The following is a 24,305-nucleotide window of genomic DNA, read 5'->3' as shown; positions in this document are numbered from 1 at the left end:
AAAGGGGGTCCCTTTTGCGCGCCGATAGGGGGTCCCGATTGGACGCCGATTGACATTCAACTCCTACTTCCATTCCTCGATAGCCATCGCCGGCGCGGAATCGGCGAGAATTGGTGGGAATAGAGTAGCTTGCGCACGGCTTCGGCAATCCCCCCTGGCAGAGGGATTGCCAAACGTAACTTTACCATGTGCTTAGGCTAAGCAGTCAGCGGAAACGCGACCATGATCGTCGCATGAGAACCGAAAACGTGCGCAAATCTCATTTTATATGATTGAAGCTGATTTTCCCATCACGGGCAGCGGCGAGCACCAATTGGCTCCGCGTTTTCACCTGGTATCGGCGGCGAGCTTCCTCGATATATTCATGGATCGTATTTTGGCTAAGGCCAAGAATCGTCCCGATTTCCCAATCCGTTTTTCCCTCGGCGATTAGTTCGAGGCATTGGACTTGCCGAGGGCTGAGAGACACCGAGGGTATCGTCACCTCTATCCCCCCGACCAGCTCCCGCCCTCTCTGAAATGCTACTCCGGCGACGAGCTGTGCGGTCATCATTTCCACATTGGAAAACGGTCTGTCCCTTTTTCGAGCGACGGTGAAGAATGCCCCTCGTTCGCCGGGTATCCGAAACGGGATTGTAAAACCAGAAACCAGCCCATGATCACGTCCTCGCGTCAGAACCGATAGCTGCCGACGGGTCGGAGCGATGACATCGGCGATACGTTCCCAACACAACCCAAAGGCGCTACGCGCGCTCGCGATATGGACGGGATCATGCATGTACAGTCGGTCGCTGATCACCTCGTCCACCCACAATGCCGGGTAGTTTGTGATCATTAGTTGCTCAGGCCCCTGCTTGTACAAATGACCATCATGCACGAGCGCGAACCAACGAAACCCAAATTGACGGATCGCGGCGTCGATCACGGAGGACAGTTGCCCGGTCGTGATGACCTTAGCGCAGGCCTTATGGACTTCCTCGAAATCCTTCAGTCTGGCATGATCTACACGACGTCCCACGTATCGCCTTTCTCCTGAACTCGCCGGAGAAGGTTACCAAATTTATCCAATCTCAGCCATGCCTTCGTATCCGATCAAGAGGGCGGATCGCCTTGGCCATGTGGTATTCAACCCCCTTTCCGCTCAATCCAGTCCGCGCAGCGATTTCTTTGTGGCTGAGTCCATCGAGCCGACGCGCCAGAAATACCGCTCGTGTTTTGGGATTGAAACGGCTCAAGGCCTTCTGCACTCGGTCGATCTGATCCCGAGCCTCGAGCTGCGCCACCGGGTCGTCGCCTGCAATCGGATCGTCGTCGACTGAGACATGGCGGGCGAAAGAGCGCCGGGCCGCTGTTCTGGCACGATCTCGCAACAAATTGATCGCAATCCGCGTGAGGTAGGCTGCAGGATTCTCCACCTTGGTAGGGCATTTGGCCTGGGCAGTTGCAAAACGAAGAAAGCTTTCATTGACGAGATCACCGAGGTCCTGTCGCTCAGCGCGACGCGCAAAGAAGCGCAGCAGTCCGGGAGCATGAGCTCGATAGATTTCGGCGAGGGTCGCATTCCTCATTTGATTATCGGCGACACTGCTCCGCTCAAGGAATTGAATGTTCCCAGTCATAAATTACCACCCTTCCGTTACGCGGTTTCCGGCTGGGCATGCCCAGCCGGGAATAGAGGAGGTTGATGGTTAATTGAGCAATCCCTCTATATAGGGGGATCAGGGCGACCCGAACCGGGACTACTCGATCGACTTCTCAACAGCGCAACTCGATCATGGAGCCCTCTGTCTCCGAGATTTTCAACCTGTGCGCCAAATCATCATTCGATTATTGCGCCTGATAGATCTCCTTTCGTTCGACTTGGCCTCTTTTCCCAGTCCTCATGACTGAAAGCAGGAGCTCATGCGGTGCCTCAGCCGGGCGCGAGCAACAGGAAGCCATCCCCAGGCACCGGTTCCGTGAGCCAGTTGAGACCATTGGCATCGGGCGCAGGATAGGCCCCTCTTCTCGAGCCTTCAATTTCCAATTGCCCGCCCATCAACTTCCAAATATCATGCCTTAAAATTCCAATCGTCCAGCTATTGGATTCGCATGTACGAACGGTTAGTCGAGCGTCGGGCAGAAGAGGCCCTTTCGGACACTCCGGTAGTCCTGATCGTAGGGCCACGTCGGGCGGGCAAGACCACGCTCGTACGCAAGATGGGGGAAGGCGGCCGGACCTATATCACGCTTGACGATCAGACGGTTCTCGATGCCGCCCAGTCCGATCCCGCAGGCTTCATTCGCGGCCTTGACCAAGCCATCATCGACGAGATTCAGCGCGCGCCCGACCTGCTGCTTGCGATCAAAAGGGCCGTGGACGAAGACTATCGTCCCGGGCGCTTCCTGCTCACCGGCTCCGCCAATGTGCTGACCTTGCCGCGAGTCGCCGACAGCCTGGCGGGCCGGATGGAAACCATCCGCATGTTGCCGCTGGCCCAGGCCGAGATCACTGGCCGAACGCCCGCCTTCCTGGAGCGTTTATTCGACGGGACGCTGAAAGCCGACAAGCAGGCGACTCTCGGTGACGACCTCGTCCAGTTGGTGCTGCGAGGCGGGTTTCCCGAGGCGATCCGCCGTGAAACCGAGCGACGGCGGCAGGATTGGGCACGGTCTTATCTGACCTCCGTGCTGACCCGCGATCTAAGGGATATCGCCGACATCGAGAAGCTGACCGAGTTGCCGAAGTTCGTACGGCTCGTGGCGGAGCACTCGGGCCAACTGGTCAACTACTCGCAATTCGGTGCGAGCATCGACGTCAGCCATAAGACCGCACAGCGCTATATCGCACTGCTCGAACAGGTATTCCTCGTCACGACCCTACAGCCCTGGTTCACCAATGCGCTGAAGCGGATCGCCAAAACGCCGAAGCTGCACTTTCTGGACTCCGGACTGCTCGCCACAACGCGGGGCCTCAGCTTCGAGCGGGTGAAGGCGGATCGGGGCACCTTCGGCGCGCTACTGGAAAGCTTCGTCTTTTCCGAAGTTCTGAAGCTGATGGCAGCATCTGACCTGCGGCTTACCCCTTATCATTTTCGCGATCAGCAGATGCACGAGGTCGACATCGTATTGGAACGCGATGACGGCATGATCGTGGGCATCGAGGTGAAGGCGTCAGCCACGGTAAAGTCCAGCGACTTCGCCGGACTACGCACCCTTGCCGAAGCCTGCAAGGAACGGTTTGCCTATGGCGTGGTGCTGTATGACAGCGCCGATTTCGTGCCGTTCGGTGAAAGGCTGGCAGCGGCGCCCCTCTCATCTCTGTGGGGTACAGCCCAATGATTCAGAATAGAATTTTGGGTATAGCAAAAATATCCGGGGGGATCTTCTGACAATGAAGGCGTTCGAATTCGACCATCGACTTATTGAGTCCTATGCCCGTTTCTCACGGTCTTTTAGTGTCGTTCGATCCGATGATCTGAGGTCCGAGATTAATCGACAATATGACGAAGGTCGCTTTTGGCCAGATGCCTTGCTGTCCATCAACCCGCGCTTCCTGCAAGGGCCAACAGCTGAAGAGCTTGTCACCTCAGGCGATCTCGACGAAGCGACCGGCACGATATTCCGGTTTGGACCAACGCCGCTGCGCTTTCACCGCCACCAAGCCCAAGCAATCGCCAAAGCTCGTGCTGGTCAAAGCTATGTCGTTACCACCGGAACAGGGTCAGGAAAGTCGCTTTGCTTTTTCGTGCCGGTAGTCGACGCGATTATACGCGCTAGGAAGGCAGGGAAACCACGCAAAACCAGTGCGATCATCGTTTATCCGATGAACGCGCTGGCCAACAGCCAGATGAACGAGATCGAGAAGTTCATCTCCCAATCCGGGCTACCAACTGAAATGAGGCCGGTGGTACGACGCTACACTGGGCAAGAAAGCCAGGAAGAACGGCAGCGGATCGCCGACAATCCGCCAGATATTCTGCTCACCAACTTTATGATGGCTGAATTGCTTCTGACGCGGCAAGACTGCCTCGACACCAAGGTGATAGAGAACGCTAGCGGTCTGGAGTTCATCGTTCTCGATGAGCTGCATACCTATCGCGGCCGCCAAGGCGCCGACGTGGCTATTCTCGTCCGTCGGCTTCGCAATCGCTGCACGCCAGACAAAGCACCGATCTGCATCGGCACGTCGGCCACCATGGCAAGCGAAGGGTCCGACACCAATCGTGCGCAAGCCGTAGCCGACGTTGCATCCCGCCTTTTCGGGACGGCCATCGGACCGGAGTCGGTCATCGACGAGTCGCTGGAACGCGCGACAGATGATCGACTGAAGCTGGACGATGTGCGTTCGAAACTCGCGTCCGTACTCACATCTACCCCGCCGGACGGACTGACCGATGAGGTGCTGAGGGAACACCCTCTCGCGGTTTGGACTGAATTGGCGATCGGCCTGGATGACGCGCAGGAGCTCAAGCGCAAGAAGCCAATTCCGTTCGGGGAGGCCGTCGCGCTCCTGTCAAAGGATAGCGGCGTAGAAATCGAAACTTGCCGAAGCTATTTTGAGGCGTTCCTGACCCGTATCAGCCTGCCGGAGGCGGATCGAGGGGGCCAGGGAGCCGGCGCATTCCTGGCATTCAAGCTCCATCAGTTCATCTCGGGCGCGGGCGAGGTTTTCACCACGCTGACCGAAATGCCCAGAAGCGTGCTCTTTGAGGGGCAACTCGAAGATCCTAACGCGCCGGGCCATCGCCTCTATCCCACTCGCTTCTGTCGGTCATGTGGGCATGAGGTTCACGTCGTCACCAGAACCGACGATGCCCTGGGCACTTTGTTCGTTCCGAGGAACATCGACGACGCGCCCCTCGATGACCAGGAGAGTGACGCAGCGGGTTATCTAACCGCAACCGGTGATGATGATCCCGACTATGCCTTCACGGGCGAAATCGAAACCTTCCCCGAAGACTGGCGCGAGGAGCGCAAGGGTGTCGAACGACTGCGGGCGAATAGAAAAGGCCGAGTGCCGCAGATGGTATCCGTCGCCCCCGATGGTCGCCCTGCGTCAACCGGTAAAGCCTTCTGGTTCATACCTGGCAAGTTCGGCTTCTGCCCTTGCTGTCTTGATCAACCGCACCCCAGCATGCGGGAGCGCTCCAAACTCGCTGGCCTCTCAGGTGAAGGTCGAAGTTCTGCCACTACGCTTCTGGTTTCGACAGCGCTGGAATGGATGAACAGCCACAACAGCGTTGTTCCAAAAGAGAAACGCAAGCTCCTCGGCTTCACAGATAATCGCCAGGACGCTGCGCTTCAGGCGGGTCACTTCAACGACTTCCTTTTCGTTAGCCTCCTGCGCGGCGCGATCTTGCGCGCCGTTTTGGACGCCGGTGACGACGGCATGACCGAGGACGAATTCGGTTTGAGGGTCGTGAAGGCGCTCGGTTTCACCGCGAGCAACAAGGAGGCTCGCATCCATTGGATGTTGGATCCCGACGCAGGAGCCGTGGTGCGGGAAGACGCGCAGCGATCCCTCGCCAAGGTCCTTGCCCACAGGCTTTGGACAGACCTGCGCCGGGGATGGCGTTACACAAACCCAAGCCTTTCCGTACTCAAGCTTATTGATGTTGCGTTCATTGGTCTCGATGAGGTCGCAGAGGATACAGAGCGCCTTGCGGCCATCCTACCTGACATTGCCACGCTGGACGTTTCGAAGCGCAAGGAGATGCTGAAAACGATCCTCGGTGCCATGCTCGATGGCCTCGCCGTCGGAACCGAGGCGCTTGATCTGACCGTCCTCGACGCCGTCGCCCAGAAATCCCGTAACCTCCTGCGCACACCTTGGTCCATCGACGCGAAGGAGACGCCCAGAAGCCGCACGACACTGTTCCTGCAAGCTCCAGGCAAAGACCGCGTTGGGCTTCGGGAAGAACAGACGATTGTTCGCGCAGGACATAATTCCCGTATCGGCCGCCTCATCAATCGCAAGAGCGTCCTAGGAAACAAGCTCCGCAAAGATGACTACCTGACCGTCTTGACGGGCTTGATGGAACTGCTGGCCCGCGAGGGTCTGGTATCCCGCGTCGACATAGAGGCGGATTTGCAAGGTTGGCGTTTATCGCCGTCAGCCGTTCGGATCATACCCGGCGAAGCCATCCAAGCCGGCATGGCGCAAGGAAATCGCTACTTCCACGATCTCTACCATGACATTGCCGCCGATCTGAAAGCGGGCGGGAGCAGTTTTTGGGGTCTCGAAGGCCGTGAACATACGGCCCAGGTATCGCAGAGGCAGCGCGAATGGCGCGAGTGGCGCTTCAGGTACGAAAAGGAAGACCGGGAGAACCTTTCCGCAAACGCTGCCGAACTCAATGCCGTGGGAGAGTCGGAACAGTTCCTACCCGCCCTCTTCTGCTCTCCGACGATGGAGCTAGGCGTCGATATCTCGGCGCTCAATGCCGTCTATCTGCGCAACGTACCGCCTACGCCGGCGAATTACGCGCAACGCGCTGGCCGCGCTGGGCGCTCCGGACAGGCCGCCGTCATTGTGACCTATTGCGCCGCCCAATCGCCGCATGACCAGTATTTCTTCGAGCGGCGCAACGAAATGGTCTCCGGCGTTGTCCGCCCGCCGGCTCTCGACATCACCAACGAAGAACTCGTGCGTTCACACCTTCATGCCATCTGGCTAGCCGAAGCGAAACTCGCCCTATCGCCAGATATCCCGGAAATTCTCGACCTGACGGAGACGGGCTACCCACTGAAGCAAGAGATTCACGATCTCATCGATCGGCCAGCACTGGCGGTCGCGGCACATGCACCGATGAAGCGCGTTCTCGATCAAATTCTTGCGTCCGTGGATGGTCGTAAGCCGGTTTGGATGAGCGATCCCGACGATTTCGTATCTGCGGTGGCGCAAAGAGCGCCGCAGGATTTTGCTCGCGCCTTCGATCGCTGGCGGGAACTCTACAATTCGGCCCGAACGCAGTTGATGGAGGCCAATGCGCGCTCCGAGATCACGGGCCTTTCGGGCGCGGACCGCCGTCGCATCAAAGCGGCGCAGATGCAAGCAAGCGACCAGATCACCATTCTTGAACAGGGCAAAGCCTCGAACGGCTCTGACTTCTATTCCTATCGCTATCTCGCGACGGAAGGCTTTTTGCCGGGCTACAATTTCCCGCGCTTACCTCTTTACGCCTTTATCCCTGGAGAGGGAAAAGCTGGTTCATTCCTTCAGCGCGCCCGCTTCCTCGCCATTTCGGAATTTGGGCCACGCAGCCTGATTTATCACGAAGGGCGCGCCTACCGGGTCATGAAGGCTAAGCTGCCGCCAGAAGTCCGAACGGGCGATGGATCAGAACTGGCGACGAAAGACATCTTCATCTGCTCAAACTGCGGCGCCTGTCATGACGGCGAGGTCGAGCGCTGTCACGCCTGCAATGCTCCGATGGCGGGTGAGGTGCCGGTACAGCGGACGCTTCGGATCGACAACGTGGAAGCTGCTCCGGCAGAACGGATCACGGCGAACGATGAAGAACGTGTCCGGCAAGGCTTTGACATCCAGACTGTATTTTCCTGGCCGAAACGAGATGGTCGTGCACAGATCACGGAAGCCCATTTCCGCTGCGACGACGTTTCGATCTTCAATCTTCAATACGCGAACAGTGCCGAGATCAGTCGCATCAACAAAGGACTCAAGCGGCGTGCAAATCAGACCGTCTTCGGCTTTCACATTGATCCGCGCAGCGGGTATTGGGCGAAGTCAAGTGATGAAGACCCCGATGTCGATGTGCCGCCCGATGTCGTGAAGCCGGTTCGGATCGTTCCGATCGTTCGCGATCACAAGAACGCGCTTCTTTTCCGTTTCAATGATCCCACAGCCTATACGCCAGAGACCATCGCGACGGTTCAACACGCTTTCATGAGGGGCATCGAAGTCGTCTTCCAATTGGAAGAAGGCGAGATCCTCGGTGAACCGCTCCCCGCCCGCGACAATCGTCGTGCTGTCCTAGCTTACGAAGCCACAGAAGGTGGCGCAGGGGTTTTGAGCCGTTTGATCGAGGATCCTCATGCCCTCGGGAAAGTTGCCCGAGAGGCGCTGATCCTAATGCACTTCGATCGGGTCGATGACGCTATCGCTGCTGGCGATGCCAAGTTGCTCGTCAGCCACGACGAGGAGTCATGTGTCCGTGGCTGCTATCGTTGCCTGCTTTCCTATTTCAACCAACCTGATCACGAGTTGATCGACCGCACCCGCGACGAAGCCAAACAGATGCTGGTCGATCTGGCACGGGGCCAGGTGGTGCTCACAACCGGGGATCAGGCTGCAGAGGCCGGTGAATGGGTGAACGCCTTCATGGAGGTAGGACTTCCCGCCCCGGATCGGCCCGCCATCAAATTCTCCGATCAGGAAATGAGTTTCGCGTGGCGCAGTCATTTCGTAGCCGCGTGCATCTCTCCCCTCACGGAGACAACCCGCCAGGAAGCGGAAGCCAAGGGCTGGACGCTGTTCGAGTTACCAGAAGCTGTCACCGCGGGTGTACCCGGCGCGATGCGCTCGATGTTCGGGGAATGAGCTGATGACGATGAATTTTGCCCCGGGAGACCTGGTGCGAGCACGCGGACGTGAGTGGGTTGCGTTACCGTCGCCCCGGGATGGGATACTCGCGCTCCGCCCCCTCTCAGGCGGCGGGAACGATACCGTCGTCCTCGATCCAGCGTTCGAACTCTTGCCGGTCGAGTCCGCCCGTTTCGATCTCCCAGTCGATGCGGCGGCGACGGTTCAAGCCAAAGCGGCATTGCTGGCTGATGCGATGCGCCTAACGCTTCGCCGTGGCGCAGGCCCCTTCAGGTCTGCTGCCCAGCTCGCCTTTGAACCACGAACCTACCAGCTTGTTCCTCTACTGATGGCGCTTCGTATGGCGGCGCCGCGCCTTCTGATCGCGGACGACGTCGGCATCGGAAAGACGATCGAAGCCGGCCTCATCTTGCGCGAGCTGATGGACCGGGGCGAAGTAGATGCATTTTCGGTGCTTTGCCCACCGCATCTCGTCGAACAATGGCTCGGAGAACTGAAGGCCCGCTTCGGGATTGACGCTGTTCCGGTCACTTCCAGCACCGCCAGCCGGTTGGAACGCGGTCTGCCACTCGGCCAGACTCTGTTTGAGGCCTATCCCTTCACGGTCGTCAGCCTCGACTACATCAAGGCTGAGAAACGCCGCGAGGGTTTCGCGCGCGCCTGCCCGGACTTCGTCATCGTCGATGAAGCCCATGCCTGCGTGGGAACACATAAGGGCAAGCAGCAGCGCTTCGATCTTCTGCAAGGCCTGGCTCGGGATCCGGATCGCCGAATGATCTTTCTCACCGCTACGCCGCATTCCGGTGATGAGGAGGCTTTCGCGCGCCTCCTCTCGCTGATCGATCCGTCATTCGCCTCGCTGGACTTCGAAGACGCGCGGTATCGTGAACGTCTGGCCCGGCATTTCGTGCAACGGCGTAGAATCGATCTCGTCACCGGAGATTGGGACGAGGAGCGCGCCTTCCCGAAACATGAAACCACCGAATTTGCCTATCATTTGTCCGACGCCCATCGAGATTTCCAGGAAGCCGTTCTCGACTACTGCTTCGGTATTGTCTCCCAGGCGGGATCAGGGCAGCGGGAACAACGTCTCGCCTTCTGGGGCACGCTGGCATTGATGCGCTGCGTCGGCTCTTCGCCGGCCGCCGCTCTGAGCGCATTGCGGAACCGCTTGTCGAGCGAGAGCGAACGCCTCGAGCCCCAAATTTACGATGACGATGGAGACGAAGAGGACGCTGTCGATCTCGAGCCCGGCATGGCATTCGATGTCGATCCGGCGCTCCTCGCACTGGTGAAGCGCACGGAGGAATTGGTCGGCACGCCAGATCCGAAGCTGGCCGCTTTGATCGAGACACTGACACCGATCATCAAAAAGGGTGCAAATCCCGTCGTCTTCTGCCGCTATCTGGCAACGGCCGAGCATGTTCGCGATGGTCTGCGCAAAGCCTTCCCGAAGCTGACCATCGAATCTGTGACGGGCGTTCTTACGCCGGATGAACGCCGCGATCGTGTCGCCGACATGGCCCCGTCGGACGAGGAAAAGCCGACCCAGCGTCTTCTCGTCGCCACCGATTGCCTCTCGGAAGGGATCAACCTGCAACAGCTCTTCGACACTGTCGTCCACTACGACCTGTCGTGGAATCCGACCCGGCACCAGCAGCGCGAAGGGCGTGTCGATCGTTTCGGCCAGCCGGCGGACCTTGTCCGGTCGATCATGATGTTCTCGCCCGACAGCGCAATCGACGGTGCCGTGCTTGAGGTCATCCTTCGGAAGGCCGAGGAAATCCGCAAGGCAACAGGCGTGACCGTACCACTCCCGGAGGAGCGCGGACCTGTGACGGACGCACTGATGGCATCGATGATGCTGCGGCGTCGTGGAAGCCCCCAGCTTACGCTCGATCTTCGCTTCGAGGACAGCGTGAAAGCCGTGGAAGCGCGGTGGCGTGACGCTTCTGAAAACGAGCGGAAATCTCGGGCGCGTTTCGCACAGAACGCCATGAAACCGCAGGAAGTCGCGCCGGAATGGGAAAAGGTCCGTGCGCTGCTCGGCTCCCCTGCTGATGCGCGCGTTTTCGTCGAACGAGCGATGGCACGTTTCGGCATACCGCTAGAACCCAGGAAAGCCATGCTTCTGGCCCATGTCGACGCCCTCGATGCCGGGCTGCGCGCGCGTTTGGCCGAACACGATTTAAAAGGATCGGTACGCCTGGCGACGATGGAGCCGGCGCCATCAGGCACAGCGTTGCTCACCAGAACACATCCGCTGACAGCGACGCTTGCCGAGGCGCTGGTGGAGGCATCGCTCGATCCTGAGTCCTTGTCCGGGCTGGGCGTCGGTCGTGTGGGCGCCTGGCCGACCGCCGCCGTCCAGCAAGTGACCCGCCTGGCGCTCCTGCGTATCCGTTTCAAGCTGACGGTTCATGCCCGCAAGGAGCGGCTGCTACTGGCGGAGGAAGCGGCTCTGGTGGCGGTTCAGGGGACGCAGATCGTGGCGGTCGGCGAAGAGGCGCGCGAGCTGCTCAATACCCCCGCGACGGCCGATCTCGCGCCTGTCGCGCGGGACAGATTCATCGCCAAAGCCAAGGAAGAGCTGCCCAGCCTGCTCGACGGATCGATCGCCGAATTCGTTCGGTCGCGTGCTGAAGAGCTTATGCACGATCACGCTCGCCTCCGCATCGCCTCTGGGTCTGCGTCCCGCGTCACCGTGGAGGCCGTGCTGCCTCCTGACGTCATTGGTCTTTTCACACTGATGCCGGGGGAGGCCTGAGCCATGGCGCGCAAACCCGTCACCGATATGTCGGCATGGCCTTCCCTCACGCTGGAAGGCAACCTCATCGCCCCGGCCATGGTTGCCAGCATCGACCGCCGGCAAGCCTCCGATCAGGCGGAAGAGGATTATCGCATCCGTAAGGGGCTGACGATCCGCGAGGAGATTTCAACCTCCTTCCGCGTTGGCCAGTCCCATTTCGACGCCTTCACGAAGCTTCAAAATCCCTCGGTCGAGGCGACCCGTCGCTTTGTCCGCGCCTTCCTCACGGAGACCTTCGGCTTCGACGATCTCGCTCCGGCCGATGGCACGCTCTCTTTCCTCGCCGGCGGCCGTGTCCCGATTGTCGTCGTGCCGCCATCCGAGGAAAAGCTCGACCGCCGCAGCCCGACACTTTCGACCGACCGTTCGCGCTCTCCGGCCTTCGCGCTTCAGGACTATCTCAACGACCGTGACGACGCACTTTGGGGACTGGTCACGAACGGGACCGTCCTGCGTCTCATGCGCGACAATGCCTCGCTGACGCGGCCAGCCTATGTGGAAGCCGATCTCGCCCAGATATTCACTAACGAGGACGCTGCCTCCTTCGCGGTCCTCTGGTCCCTGATCCACCGCACACGGTTCGGTACTGCTAGCGCCCCGGCCACGGATTGCGCGCTGGAGCGCTGGCGTGATGCCGGTTCCCGCGAAGGCGAGGCCGCGCGTGACCGGCTGGCGGCGCAGGTGGAAATCGCGCTCCGGGTGCTCGGCTCGGGCTTCCTCGAAGCCAATCCCGATCTCACCACGCGCCTGAAGTCGGGCGAGATCGACCTGACCGAATGGTTCAACGAGCTTTTGCGCCTCGTTTATCGTCTGATCTTCCTGATGGTGGCGGAAGACCGGAATCTGCTTCATCCCGAAACGGCGACACAGGATGCCCGCAAGCTCTACCGCGAAGGCTATAGCCTCGCGGCGTTGCGCGCCTCATGCTTTCGCGCGGCCACCTGGGACAAGCATCACGACCGCTACGAGGGCATCAAAATCGTCTTCCGTGCGCTGGCGCACGGACAAGAGGCGCTCGGCCTGCCGGCGCTCGGGGGGCTTTTCAGCAACGACAAGCTGCCGCATCTCGAAACGGCGCGGCTGCGCAATCGCGCCTTCATGGAGGCGCTCTATCGCCTCTCCTGGCTTTCCGACAAAACCGGCATGACGCCGGTGAACTGGCGCGCGATGGAGACCGAGGAGTTGGGCTCGGTCTATGAATCCCTGCTCGAACTCCAGCCGCAACTTGGCGAAGACGGCAAGAGCCTGCACTTCGCCTCGGAGGCGGCGGAGCAAAAGGGCAACCAGCGCAAAATCACCGGCTCCTATTATACGCCCGACAGTCTGGTGCAGCTTCTGCTCGACACCACGCTCGACCCGGTGCTCGACGAACGGGAGGCTGAGGCCGACGATCCGGCCGAAGCGCTGCTGGAAACCACCGTCATCGATCCCGCCTGCGGATCGGGCCATTTCCTGCTCGCGGCGGCGCGGCGCATCGCCACCCGTGTTGCTCGGCATCGCACGGGCGGCGTCCCTTCGGCGGCGGATTTTCGTCATGCATTGCGCGACGTCGCCTGCCGCTGCCTCTATGGCGTGGACCGCAATCCGATGGCGGTCGAACTGACCAAGGTCGCGCTATGGATCGAAGCGCTGGAACCGGGCCGGCCGCTCGCTTTCTTCGATGCACAAATCCGATGCGGCGACAGCCTGATCGGTGTGTTCGACCGCGCCATGTTGCGCGAAGGGCTGCCCGACGAAGCATACAAGCCGCTCACCGGCGACGACAAGGAACTCTCCCGCCGTTATGCCCGTCTCAACAAGGAACAGCGCGAGCGGGCCAAGGGGGCACCCCAACTGTTCAAGAACTGGTCGCCGCCTGAAATCCTGGCCGAGCGGGATCATAAGCTGAAGGCGATGGCCCAGGACGATCTGGCGAGCGTCGAGGCCAAAGCGCTCGGTTTCGAGGCGATACGCGCGTCGACCGCTTGGCAGAACCTGAAAACAGCTAGCGACCTTTACGTCTCGGCCAATTTCTACATGGCTGCGTTCTTCACCGCGAAAGCAGGCGACGCATCAGGCACCGATGCCATGCCACTCACTGAGCATGTATGGCAGGCGGCGGGTGGCCAGCCTCCGGCCGAACATCTGAGCCAAGGCGCCGCGCTGACCTCCGAGAAGGTGAGCGCCTTTCATTGGTTCATCGAATTTCCCGAGATCATGGAGCGCGATGGCGGCTTCGATGTCGTCATTGGCAATCCACCTTGGGAGCGCATGAAGCTCACAGAGCAAGAGTTCTTCGCTGCGCGCTCACCGGAGATCGCTGCCGCGCCGAACAAGGCGGAGCGCCAAAAGCTGATTGATACCTTGGAAACCGCCGATCCCGAGAGCGCGGACGGCCGCTTATGGCAGGATTTCGTCTCCACCAAGCGCACGGCGGAAGCGGCCAGTGAATTTGCGCGATCATCGGGCCGCTATCCCTTCACCGGACGCGGCGACGTCAACACCTATGCCCTATTTGCTGAGCTGTTTTCACGTCTCGCAAAAAAGTCCGGTCGGTCGGGCGTGATTGTGCCAACAGGCATCGCGACAGATTATACCTATCGTCTCTTTTTCTCTGATCTTGTGACCAATAGGAAGCTGTTATGCGCCCTTATGTTCGACAATGCTTGGAAACTTTTCCCGTCAGTCCACCCAGATACTCCATTTGGGATATTCGTGTTTGGCATCTCCGGTTCTGATCCAGTCTTTTGTGCTTACGCTCTCTGCATTGAGCACGCTTTGGATTCTCAGCGTCGTTTCACGCTGACACCTGATGAGATCGCCCACATCAATCCGAACACGAATACCGCGCCGGTTTTTCGCTCGCATGCCGATGCGGAACTAACTGCAAAGCTCTACGCCCGCGCCCCAGTGCTGATCGAGGAGAGATCGCTGGAGAACGGTGGGAACATCAATCCTTGGGGCATCACGTTCCAAACGATGTTCCATATGTCCAACGATTCCGGCTTCTTTCGCACGCCCACGCAGATGGAGGGTGACAGCTGGCAACGTGATGGCATGGACTGGGTGCGGGAAGTGGCGGCGGGTGTCGAACGCCGCGTGCCGCTCTACGAAGCCAAGATGATCCACCATTTCGATCATCGCTGGGCAACCTATGGCGCTGGCGCGAGTGATGATGAGGAAGGCACCCGCGATTGCACCCTTGCCGAAAAGCAGACCCCGGAATTCGAGCCATCGCCGCGTTACTGGGTGCCCGAAGACGAGGTCCTCCTCCGCGCCGCCCGCGTGCCATCGGCGCTGAAAAGCGCCGTCAGGCAGGGACGCGGCGAAGGCGGTAAGGGACGGCGCAAGGCCGACACCGACGCGCAAGAAGGCGGTCGCGTCGCCGCGCTCAAAGCATTCGTCACCTGGCTGTCCGGTGCCATTCCCGCACTCGAAGGACGACCGGCCAGAGAAGCCGACATCTTCCGTCTTCTCGGCCGTGCGCAGGATTACCGTGGGGCGTTGAAGGCATCACCAGAACGCTTCCTGCTCGATCCCAAGACTCTTGTTGCTGGCGTCAACATGCAGCGTGAAACGCCGCTGACGGCAGATGATCTCGCTCTCATCGCCGATGGACAGAAGGATGCGCTCGCGCTTGCCGAGATGTTGATCGCGGTCAAGCAACCGCGTTGGCTCATGGGGTGGCGAGACATCACCAATGCCACCAACGAGCGGACGGTGATTGGCACCACTTTCCCCAAGGTAGGCGTCGGAAACAACCTGCCCATTTGGTACCCAGGGCATCACATCGACGGGAAATTGGCAGCGGCCTTCGTCGGGATGTTGTCTTGCATGGCCTTCGATTTCTCCGCGCGTCACAAAGTCGGCGGGACGCACCTTAATTTCTTCATAGCACAGCAACTCCCCGTCCTCCCGCCTTCGGTTTTCTCATCGGACGATCTCGGCTTCGTCAGCCCGCGTGTGTTGGAACTGACCTATACCAGCCGTGCCATGAAGGCTTGGGCGGAGGATCTGGGATATTCCGGCCAGCCCTTCGCTTGGGACGATGATCGTCGCGCCCAGTTGCGTGCCGATCTGGACGTTTTCTTCGCCCGGAAATACGGCCTGACCGATGAGGAACTGCGCTATGTGCTCGACCCCGCCAAGGCCAAAGGCGCGGACTACCCCTCGGAAACATTCCGTGTCCTGAAAGAAAAGGAAACCCGCCTCTACGGCGAATACCGCACCGAGCGTCTGGTGCTCGATGCCTGGAAACGGACGGAAGCCAACGCAACACCAGCCTCGCTTCCCGCGTTCGTCACGCTACCGTCCCCTGGCGATCTTCCAGATGGCGCGTGGGCGTGGCCGGCCAGCATTCAACCGCGCGACCGTCTTCGCTACGCGGCACAGTATGCGCTTTGGCAGATGGCCCTGGCGACCGATGGTTCACATATCCGGTTTGCCATCGCCAGCCTCGCGGAACCTGCACTGCTCACGCCCTTGCTCACCGCCGACGATCAGAAACAGTGGACCAGACTTCTTGGCGCGACCGCACAGCCTGCGCAGGGAACGACCAGGCTGAATCCGGCAATTAACGCCGCATGGCGTTCCATGTTCGAGACATTGATTACATCAGGCCAGTTGGCAGAAAGCGCCGACGGAGCATGGGCGTTGGGGCAGCATTTCAGCACGGCAGGGTTGGAGGAAAATTCCATTCATGGCCAGCGAGCCGCCTTCGCATTGCGCGCGGTGCGCAGCATGGAAATCGGCAAGCTCACCGCCGCCGTCGCGCAGGAAGACAGTGTGATCTGGGCGAGGTTCGGCCATGGCTAGTCAGGCCGACCTTTTCGCCCCGGTGATGAAACCACCGAAGGCGCCGGAAGGCCGGCGCGGCCCTCGGCTTTGGGTTCGCCGTCTGGCGATTTTCAAGGATCGCCAGACCCTCATCCGCGATGTGTCACTGAAACCCGGCCTCAACATCATCTGGACGCCGGACATGTCCAGCAGCGGCCGCCGCGCCTTAGCGCATGGCAGTGGCAAGACCACCTTCTGTCGCCTGCTTCGGGCCTGTCTCGGCGAACCGGGCTATGCAACCGACGCCCAACGGTTGCGCCTCATGGCGCGACTTCCCAATGGTCTGTTCGCGGCAGAGATCCTGATCGACGGCGTATGCTGGGTTGCCATCCGCCCGCTGGGGCTGCCGGGCGGAGAATTTGTCGTTCAGGCTGACACCATCGAAGACGCGATCGCGCGGGGACGTAGCGATGGCGATCAAGGAGCTATCGATCCTGTCATCATCGGTACGTTCTTCCCGACGTTGACGGGAGCGACGCCGCCGGAGATCGGTCGCGAGCAGGTCTGGGATGTGCTTCGGGGCTGGCTGACGCGCGACCAGGAATGCCGTCTCGCCGACATCCTCGCCTGGCGTTCGTCACAGACCCAGACCCGTTCCCGCGCGCAGGTTCTGGGCGAAACCGCAAAGTTGACCATGGTTCGCCTTGCCTTGCGCGCCCTCGATGCGGAAGAGCGTGCGGCCGCCGCCCGTGAGCGGGAGCTGGTGGCCACGGTCGAGGACGAGCGCCGCCGCCATGCCTATCAGCAACAACGATATGCTGACGGCTTAAAGGCGGTAAGGCTGGCATTGGGGGCCAGCGATGAGGTCGGGTTCGAAGACACGATCGACCAAAAGGGGTTGGTTTCGTTGGCAGAGGCCGCGCTGGCCGAAGCCATGCGGACGGCCGTCCCGAAGCCTCCCGATGTTGGAGCCATCTTTGCTCGCCAAAAGGCCCTCAATGCCGAGCGGGAAACGCTGAAGACGAAACAGCAGCAGTTGGACAACGACGCGCGTTTCAAGCGAGGCGAGGCCGAACGCTACCGCTCCGAAGCCAACCTGGGTGAGATCGACATCACGCAAGGCCGGATCAGGGTGTGCCCCGTGTGCCGGGTCAGCATCGACGAGATCAAGGCGAACGGATGCGGCATCTCGCTCGAACCATGTGATCTGGCCGCACTGAAGTCAGCCATAGCAGACAAGCAAAAGAAGGCCGCCGATCTGGATGCTGAAGCCGGCGGTGCGGAGCAGGAGAGCAAGCTCGTTGGGGCACAGATTCAGCAGTTGGAGCCGAAGCGGCTCGCGCTGGAGGCTGAGGTCAAAACCGCAGATGACGCCACCCGCGCCGCGCACGCCGTGACGAAGGAGATTCAGGACAGAATCTATCGTGCGAGACGCACGCTCGACGATGTGCGATCGCTCCGCGAGAGCGCGAAGAATGAAAAACCTGCTCCTTCCGGAACTGCGGCTTTGGATGCCGTTCGCGCGCAGTTGGATGCCGGGCGCACGCGGGCGCGTGTCGCCATCAGGACGCTGGAGGAGCGGTATCAAGGCGTCATGGCTGCCTGGCTACCCGAGGGAATTACCAGCGCCATCAAGCTGGATGGCCACGGCCTGAAAGTCGATGCTGAGTTCGCAGGACGAGGCGAGGTATCCACCGCGGCTCTGGACTCGCTCAAGATCGTCGCCTTCGACCTCGCGGCACTGCATATGGCCATTGAGGAACAGGCCGATCTGCCGGCCTTCCTTATCCACGACAGCCCGCGCGAAGCCGACCTGGATGGGCAGCTCTATGCCGGCCTGTTCAACCTCGTACATCAGTGGGAGGAAGCAGGAACTCCGTGTTTTCAATACATCGTAACGACGACCACCGCCCCGCCGCCTGAATTGCAGGACGAACGCTACGTCCGGCTTCAGATGAGTTCGACACCGGCAGAAATGCGGTTGTTTGCGATGGATATTTGAGTTTCGACATGGCTCTTGAGGCTCCCCAATCCTTCATCGTCCGGGAAGAATGTGAGAAAGCCGCCTCGCATAACGGCTTTCGTCGTGTTCTGGGCGAGGAAGCCGGATGGCGCGCCTTCGCGTCCACGACGGCGCACGGCGCCATCTATCTGGCTGCTGAAAGCAGTCATGGGCCGTGGTTTCTCGCCACCGACCATGCCGGCGTCGTCGCGGAACTGGACTGGCCAACCGCCGCCATGCCCGGCCCCGGCACGCGGCGCTACGCCTTCAATGCGCTGGGCGAACTCTACGCGGCGTTGAATCGCGTCTATGCCCTGGCGATCAGCCTTCCCGACGCACCTCTGCGCGAGTTCGAGCAGCGCGTGGCCGACCTGCCTCGAACCACCGAGGTCGAGCGCTTGGTAGTGCAGAGAATCGGACAGGACATCTTTCGCGATCGCCTGATGGATTACTGGCAGGGGCGCTGCCCTCTGACGGGGATCTCTGATCCCGCATTGCTGCGTGCCTCGCACATCATCCCCTGGGCTGATTGCGAAAGCGATGCCGAGCGGCTCGACGTGCATAACGGCCTGCTGCTGTCAGCGCTCTGGGATGCCGCCTTCGATCGCGCGCTCGTGGCCTTCGACGACACCGGAGAACCGGAGTTTTCGCCGGCACTCAGCGATAAGGCGCGTGCCGAATTACGCTGGAGCGCCCCAATTCCGCTGACGGACGAGCACCGTCGGCGGCTCGCTCGCCATCGAGAGCGCGCGGCCAGAAGCAGTGCATGATCAACCGATGCGCGGACATCGCCGAACGGGTAAACCGTGCGGCAGGTTAAAGGGAACTGGGGAAAGCGTGGGACTGTATAAGAAGTGGTGTGACGCCACCAGGGAAAAGGACAAGCGCAAGCGCTACTGGACCTACGTCGAGAAGGACGGCGGCCGTGACGAAATTCGCGATGACCTCGCCGAGAGGATCCGCTCGCACTACGATCGGCTTGAACGTATCGCCGAGGACGTGGACCGGCTCGGATACAAGGTCGCTGCCAAGATTCTCAGCGAGGCGATGCCGCAGACGCCCAAGGGTCGCTCCGGCGATCTAGGCGAGATTCTCGCGGCCGAGCTGGTGGAGGAAGAGATTGGCCTGCGAGTCCCTGTGCGCCGCCTTCGCTACAAGGACGGCCGCAACATGGCCATGCGCGGCGACGACTTCATCGGCGCCGGATACGATGGGGACGGCGAGAAGCTCTGGCTACTGAAGGGCGAAGCCAAGAGCAACAAGGTGCTCGGCAAGGCCACGGTCACGAGCGCCCGCAAGGTTCTCAACCGCGACAGTGGCCGCTGCACGCCCGATTCCCTGCTGTTCGTCGCGAACCGCCTACTGGAGAGCAACGACCCGGACGACAACGCGCTGGGCCGCAGCCTCCGTGACGAAGTGGGTCTGAAGTCCCTTCGCGCCGATCGCATCGACCACATGCTCTTCACTGTGTCGGGCAACGGCCCTCACACCTCACTGAAGGAGGATCTCGACGCCACGGGGACCAACCGGGACCACTATGTCGTGAACATCCACGTCGAGGATCACCAGGACTTCATCGCGGCCATGTATCAGGAGGCGGAAGATCTTGGAGACGATTGACGAACTGACCGCGTTCCTGGCAACCGCGACCGTCGACGGCATCCTCGGGCGTCTGCTCTATCGTGGCGCAGCTTGGTCGCTGATGCGCGAGGAAGGCGTGTTGCCGGCGAATGCGCCACCACTCGGCGCGACGATCGAAACTGATCTTGCCGAACACGGCTTCGCCCTGCTTCGGGGCGCGATGGCCCTGCGTTCTCAGGCCGGTGCATCGGAATTGACCGGCAAGGCTTTCGAGCGCGCCGCTAACGCCTTCGAAGCCCTTGTACGCAACGGCGACCCGGAGTCGCCCGATCGCGGTTTCCGGCGCACGATCGCCGCTGCGGCCTATCACCTGGCCGGCTTTTCGGCCGTCGCCTATTCGCTCTTCAACGAAACGGCGGAAGACCTCAACGCTTCGCCGGGGGAGACGGCGATCCGGCACCTGATCCTGCGCAACCTTGGTCAGTTGCGCGGCTTCGTCCGCGAGTGGTTGGACGATGAGGCGCACGGCGACGAGCTGATCGCTGAGGCACTAACGGGCGAGGAGCCCGACATAGACGAGGTGCTATCGACCATCCTCAACACGACGATCTGTCGGGCTCTCGCCCATTTTGACTTTGCGCTCGAGACGGGCGAGGTCGAACCGATCGAAAGCGCGCGGGAGTTGCTCGGCACAGCGGTCAGCCTGGCGGACAACGCCGAGAATGTTCCGCTGTGGTGGATATCGAACCTTTGCCGCCACCTGATCGACGACCTCTGGCAGCACTCACTGCATCAGAACCTGCCGACCGAGCCTCCCGAGGGGACGGAGGAGAAATACCCGGACCTGCGCCGGTTGTTCATTTCGTCGCTCTACGCCCGCAAGACGTCTGAGGTGGAGCTATGGCCATCGCAGCGCGAGGCGGCTAAGCGTTCCACGGACGTTACCGACGATCTGGTCGTTGCCCTGCCGACCAGCGCCGGCAAAACGCGGGTGGCCGAGATCGCCGCGCTCATGACCTTGTCGTTAGCACGCCGGGTGCTGATCGTTACGCCGTTGCGCGCCCTGTCGGCGCAGACCGAGCGGTCCTTCAGGAAGACCTTCGCCCCTCTCGGCTTCAGCGTCTCCTCGCTTTACGGCGCCAGCGGCCTTTCGGCCGGTGACGAAGACGCCCTGCGCACCCGCGAGATCATCATCGCGACGCCCGAAAAACTCGACTTTGCGCTGAGAAGCGACCCTTCCTTGATCGACGATGTCGGCCTGATCGTCCTGGACGAAGGCCACATGATCGGCCCGAGCGAGCGTGAAATCCGCTACGAGACGCTGGTGCAGCGCCTGCTTCGGCGCGCCGATGCGGCCGACCGTCGGATCATCTGTCTCTCCGCCATCTTGCCGAGCGGCGACGAACTGGACGATCTCACCGCCTGGATTCGCTCCGACGAACCGGGTGAGCCTGTGCGTTCCGATTGGCGCCCGACGCGGCAGCGGTTCGGCGCGCTCACTTGGCGGGGCAAGGACGCGCGGCTGCGATTCGACCTCGACGACGACGGTCCGTTCCTCGACAAATTCGTTGTTGAGAAGGCCGCACTGGGGAAAGAGAAGAATCCCTATCCCCGCAAAAACTCGCACCTGGCCCTATTCGCGGCGTGGGAATTCGCGAGCCAGGGCAAGCGGACCCTGATCTTTTCCACGCAGGCGAATTGGGTCGAAAGCTACGGCAAACAGGTCGTGAACCTCTGCAAACGCGGCTATCTGGACAGCCAGTTGGATGACGAGGCTTCGATCGCCCGCGGCCTGGAGGTTGGGAAGGAGTGGCTTGGCGAAGACCATCCCGCCGTCGCCTGCCTGAAACAGGGCGTCGCCATCCACCACGGTCGGCTGCCGAGCCCGTTTTTGCGGGAGCTGGAAGCTCTCCTGTCCGACGGCGTGCTGAAGGTCATTGTTGCATCGCCGACGCTCTCGCAGGGCCTCAATCTCAACGCCGCCGTGCTTTTGGTGCCCGCATTGTATCGAGCCGCCGAGAAGATCAAAGGCGAGGAGTTTGCGAACGTCGCGGGTCGCGCCGGGCGGGCCTTCGTGGACGTCGAGGGCCTCATCGTCCACGTCATGTTCGACAAGATCGACTGGCGAAAGAAGGAATGGGGGAAGCTGGTCGCTTCCGCCAAAGCCCGCACGCTGAAGAGTGGCCTCATCCAGATCGTCGCCGAGATCCTTGGGCGCTTGTCGCGCGAGGGAGTCCTAGATCGCGATGACGCCTGGGAATACCTCGCCAATGCCCGTGAAGCCTGGAGATCGCCCGAAGAAGAAGCCGCTGTCGCCGAGCGGCTGGCCGCCGGCGTGGAATACGACGCCGATGGTGACGATGATGAAGGCGGCGGCGATGATGAAGAAGAGACCATCGACGAGGAGCCGCTTTCGCAGATCGTCGAGCGCCTCGACGCGACCGTGTTCGGCCTGATCGAAGCATTGGATTCCGATCGTGCCGACTTACCGAAGCTCTTGGACGAAGCGCTCAAGGGATCGCTCTGGGCTCGCCAGATTGCTCGTGAGGACGAGGATGTCGCCCCGTTGCACAAGAAAGTGTTCGAGGCGCGTGCCGATCTCATTTGGAAGACCACCACGGCGTCGGCGCGGCGTGGGCATTTCGCAATGGGCGTCGGGCTTGAAGCTGGTCTAGCGATCGACGCCATGGCCGACGAACTGGCCGAACTCCTCGACCGGGCAGATGAGGCGTCACTGAGCGGCGACATCGACCAACTTGTCGATGCGCTCGGCGGCCTCGGCGATCGGCTGCTGTTCATGCGGCCCTTCATCCCAGACAAGGCCAACGCGCTGCCGGCGAATTGGAAGGCCATCCTGCGCAGTTGGGTGTCCGGCGAGGACGTTGCCAAGATTGGACCTCAGAACATGCGGGCGGTCGAAGAGGCCTTCACCTATCGTCTGGTCTGGGCGCTGGAAGCCGTGCGCACCCGACGTATGTCGCTCGGCTGGTCGCCGGAGACGGTGGCCGGCGGCGCCGCAGCGGCAGTCGAAACCGGCGTTCCGCAATTCATGATGTCGATGCTAATCCGGGCGGGTCTTCCATCCCGCCGCGCTTCCATGGCGGCGATCGAGGATGCCAAGCCTGTCTTTGTTACGCCCGCCGAGATGCGGGCCTGGCTCGAATCCGACGAGATCACAGCTTATACCGACGCCGGCGACTGGCCCACACCCGACACCGCCGCGCTATGGGCGCGCTTCCGCACCGAAGCCCTCAGCGGCGGCATTCAGAAGTGGTCGGTCGAACACCATAAGCGCCTGCTCGAGATCGCGGCCGCCCCGCCCGCCGGCCTCTACAGGATCGTCACCGATGAAGGTGACGGGCGGACTTGGCTGGCGACACCCGACTACCAACGGGTCGCCGCGTTCAAGAAGCCCGCCGTTGATCCCAAGCCTAGCCTCTTTTCTGGTCGGTTGCCCGGCAATACCAGGCTCGTGGACGCCCTGCGCGTCGGCCGTGGGAAACTGCGCTGGCCGCAGGCCGATGCGTAACGGGGAGCAGCAGCATGCTCGATACTTGGGTCGATGATCAGAATGCGCGGCCATCACCTTAACCGATTGCCAGTCGCTGCACGACTGCCGGGGAGAGTTGCTGTCGCCGTGCTCTTCAGGCTTATCCGATTTGCGCGCTGGAATACGACGCAGTTCTACGCCCATCGATTCTAGCTTCCATTCCGCGTCATCTATCGCCTTCTATCCTCTCAGTAAGCGGCTGAAGGAATTTGGAATGAGGCAGCAAGTCGAACCCACCATGAAGCGCACCATCCGACGACATCAACTCCGGGAAATGGTCCCTCTCGCCGACACCACGATCTATGACATGGAACAGCGCGGCGAATTTCCCCAGCGCTTCTATCTCACGTCCCGCTGCGTGGTCTGGGATCTAACCGAGGTCGAAGCCTGGTTGGAAGAACGGCGACGTGCGTCACGCGCCAAGGCGGTGAAGCGTGCGCCCATTCCGGACGTCCAGCTCCGCAAGACCCGCCCCATCAAACATCCGGCTCGGGCGTAAGCAGGTCCATCGTCGGCGGGTAGAGGGTCGGCGTGTATTTTTGGCCGGCAACCCAGGCGTCCACCAAGTTGGACCATTCCTGCATCATATGCCGGCGCTGATGCTCGTATTCCGCCTTGTTGTAGATGCCTCGTGAGGATCGCCCGTCCTCATGCGCCAGACACTTCTCGATCCAGTCGCTATTGAAGCCCAACTCGTTCAGCAGGGTCGATCCGGTGCGCCGAAGATCGTGAACCGTAAAGGATTCCAGCGGCAGCCCTTCCTTCTTGGCTCGCTCCACCACCGCCGTCGTGATCCGGTTGAACGTCGCCCGCGACATGGGCGCGTCGGCGTCGTAGCGCGACGGCAGGACGTATTTGGAATTGCCGGCGCAGGTCTTGAGAGCGATGAAGATGTCGAGCATCTGCTGAGACAGATAGACGTTGTGCGCTTTCGAGCGCTTCATCCGCTCCTTGGGAATCGACCAGACGGCGTTCTCGAAATCGACCTCATCCCAAACCGCGTCCTGCAATTCGCTCTTTCGTACCATCGACAGCAGGATCAGCTTTATCCCGAGCCGGATCG

The 24,305-nt window shown here is 61.0% G+C and carries 12 protein-coding genes; 9 read left to right on the top strand and 3 right to left on the bottom strand.

Annotation, left to right across the window (positions count from 1 at the left end; all coding sequences use genetic code 11):
- Window positions 1-259 precede the first annotated feature (259 nt).
- Both AX709_RS01220 and AX709_RS18085 read right to left on the bottom strand, forming a co-directional pair.
- Window positions 260-1,018, bottom strand: coding sequence for a helix-turn-helix transcriptional regulator (locus AX709_RS01220; protein ID WP_066545885.1), 759 nt, complete (start codon window positions 1,016-1,018; stop codon window positions 260-262).
- A 52-nt stretch (window positions 1,019-1,070) separates the two neighbouring features.
- Window positions 1,071-1,619, bottom strand: a complete 549-nt coding sequence (locus tag AX709_RS18085) for an RNA polymerase sigma factor (RefSeq protein WP_231727380.1) — start codon at window positions 1,617-1,619, stop codon at window positions 1,071-1,073.
- 472 nt (window positions 1,620-2,091) lie between these two features.
- Between AX709_RS18085 and AX709_RS01210 the strand changes: the two genes are divergently transcribed.
- From AX709_RS01210 to AX709_RS01170, 9 genes are all read left to right on the top strand, one after another.
- Window positions 2,092-3,321, top strand: a complete 1,230-nt coding sequence (locus AX709_RS01210; RefSeq protein ID WP_066545881.1) for an ATP-binding protein — start codon at window positions 2,092-2,094, stop codon at window positions 3,319-3,321.
- 52 nt (window positions 3,322-3,373) lie between these two features.
- Entirely contained in the window at window positions 3,374-8,542 is a 5,169-nt protein-coding gene (locus AX709_RS01205) for a DEAD/DEAH box helicase (protein ID WP_066545879.1), read from the top strand.
- Window positions 8,543-8,780: 238 nt separating this feature from the next.
- Window positions 8,781-11,312 carry a helicase-related protein gene (locus AX709_RS01200; RefSeq protein WP_443026324.1) on the top strand — a complete coding sequence of 844 codons (2,532 nt, stop codon included), beginning with the start codon at window positions 8,781-8,783 and terminating at the stop codon, window positions 11,310-11,312.
- 3 nt (window positions 11,313-11,315) lie between these two features.
- A complete protein-coding gene (locus AX709_RS01195) occupies window positions 11,316-16,148 on the top strand; it encodes an Eco57I restriction-modification methylase domain-containing protein (RefSeq protein WP_066545877.1) in 4,833 nt (1,610 codons plus the stop codon).
- The gene (locus AX709_RS01190) at window positions 16,141-18,111 is read left to right on the top strand and encodes a DUF2326 domain-containing protein (RefSeq protein ID WP_066545874.1); all 1,971 of its coding nucleotides are present in this window, start codon (window positions 16,141-16,143) and stop codon (window positions 18,109-18,111) included. The genes AX709_RS01195 and AX709_RS01190 overlap by 8 nt, the downstream gene beginning before the upstream one ends.
- A gap of 8 nt (window positions 18,112-18,119) precedes the next feature.
- Entirely contained in the window at window positions 18,120-18,881 is a 762-nt protein-coding gene (locus AX709_RS01185; protein WP_066545871.1) for an HNH endonuclease, read from the top strand.
- A 67-nt stretch (window positions 18,882-18,948) separates the two neighbouring features.
- Window positions 18,949-19,731 carry a HamA C-terminal domain-containing protein gene (locus AX709_RS01180; RefSeq protein ID WP_066545868.1) on the top strand — a complete coding sequence of 261 codons (783 nt, stop codon included), beginning with the start codon at window positions 18,949-18,951 and terminating at the stop codon, window positions 19,729-19,731.
- Complete coding sequence (locus AX709_RS01175; RefSeq protein WP_066545866.1) at window positions 19,718-23,221, top strand: DEAD/DEAH box helicase; 3,504 nt, start codon at window positions 19,718-19,720, stop codon at window positions 23,219-23,221. The genes AX709_RS01180 and AX709_RS01175 overlap by 14 nt, the downstream gene beginning before the upstream one ends.
- A gap of 235 nt (window positions 23,222-23,456) precedes the next feature.
- Complete coding sequence (locus AX709_RS01170; RefSeq protein WP_029623365.1) at window positions 23,457-23,741, top strand: helix-turn-helix transcriptional regulator; 285 nt, start codon at window positions 23,457-23,459, stop codon at window positions 23,739-23,741.
- Here the strand turns inward: AX709_RS01170 and AX709_RS01165 are convergent.
- On the bottom strand, window positions 23,719-24,305 hold a 587-nt coding region (locus AX709_RS01165; RefSeq protein WP_156454095.1), incomplete at its 5' end, for a tyrosine-type recombinase/integrase. The genes AX709_RS01170 and AX709_RS01165 overlap by 23 nt on opposite strands.

This window comes from Sphingomonas sp. CCH15-F11 (genome assembly GCF_001557005.1).
Classification (GTDB): domain Bacteria; phylum Pseudomonadota; class Alphaproteobacteria; order Sphingomonadales; family Sphingomonadaceae; genus Sphingomonas.
Note: the sequence above shows the minus strand (reverse complement) of the source record. Positions and strands in the feature narration are given on the sequence as shown.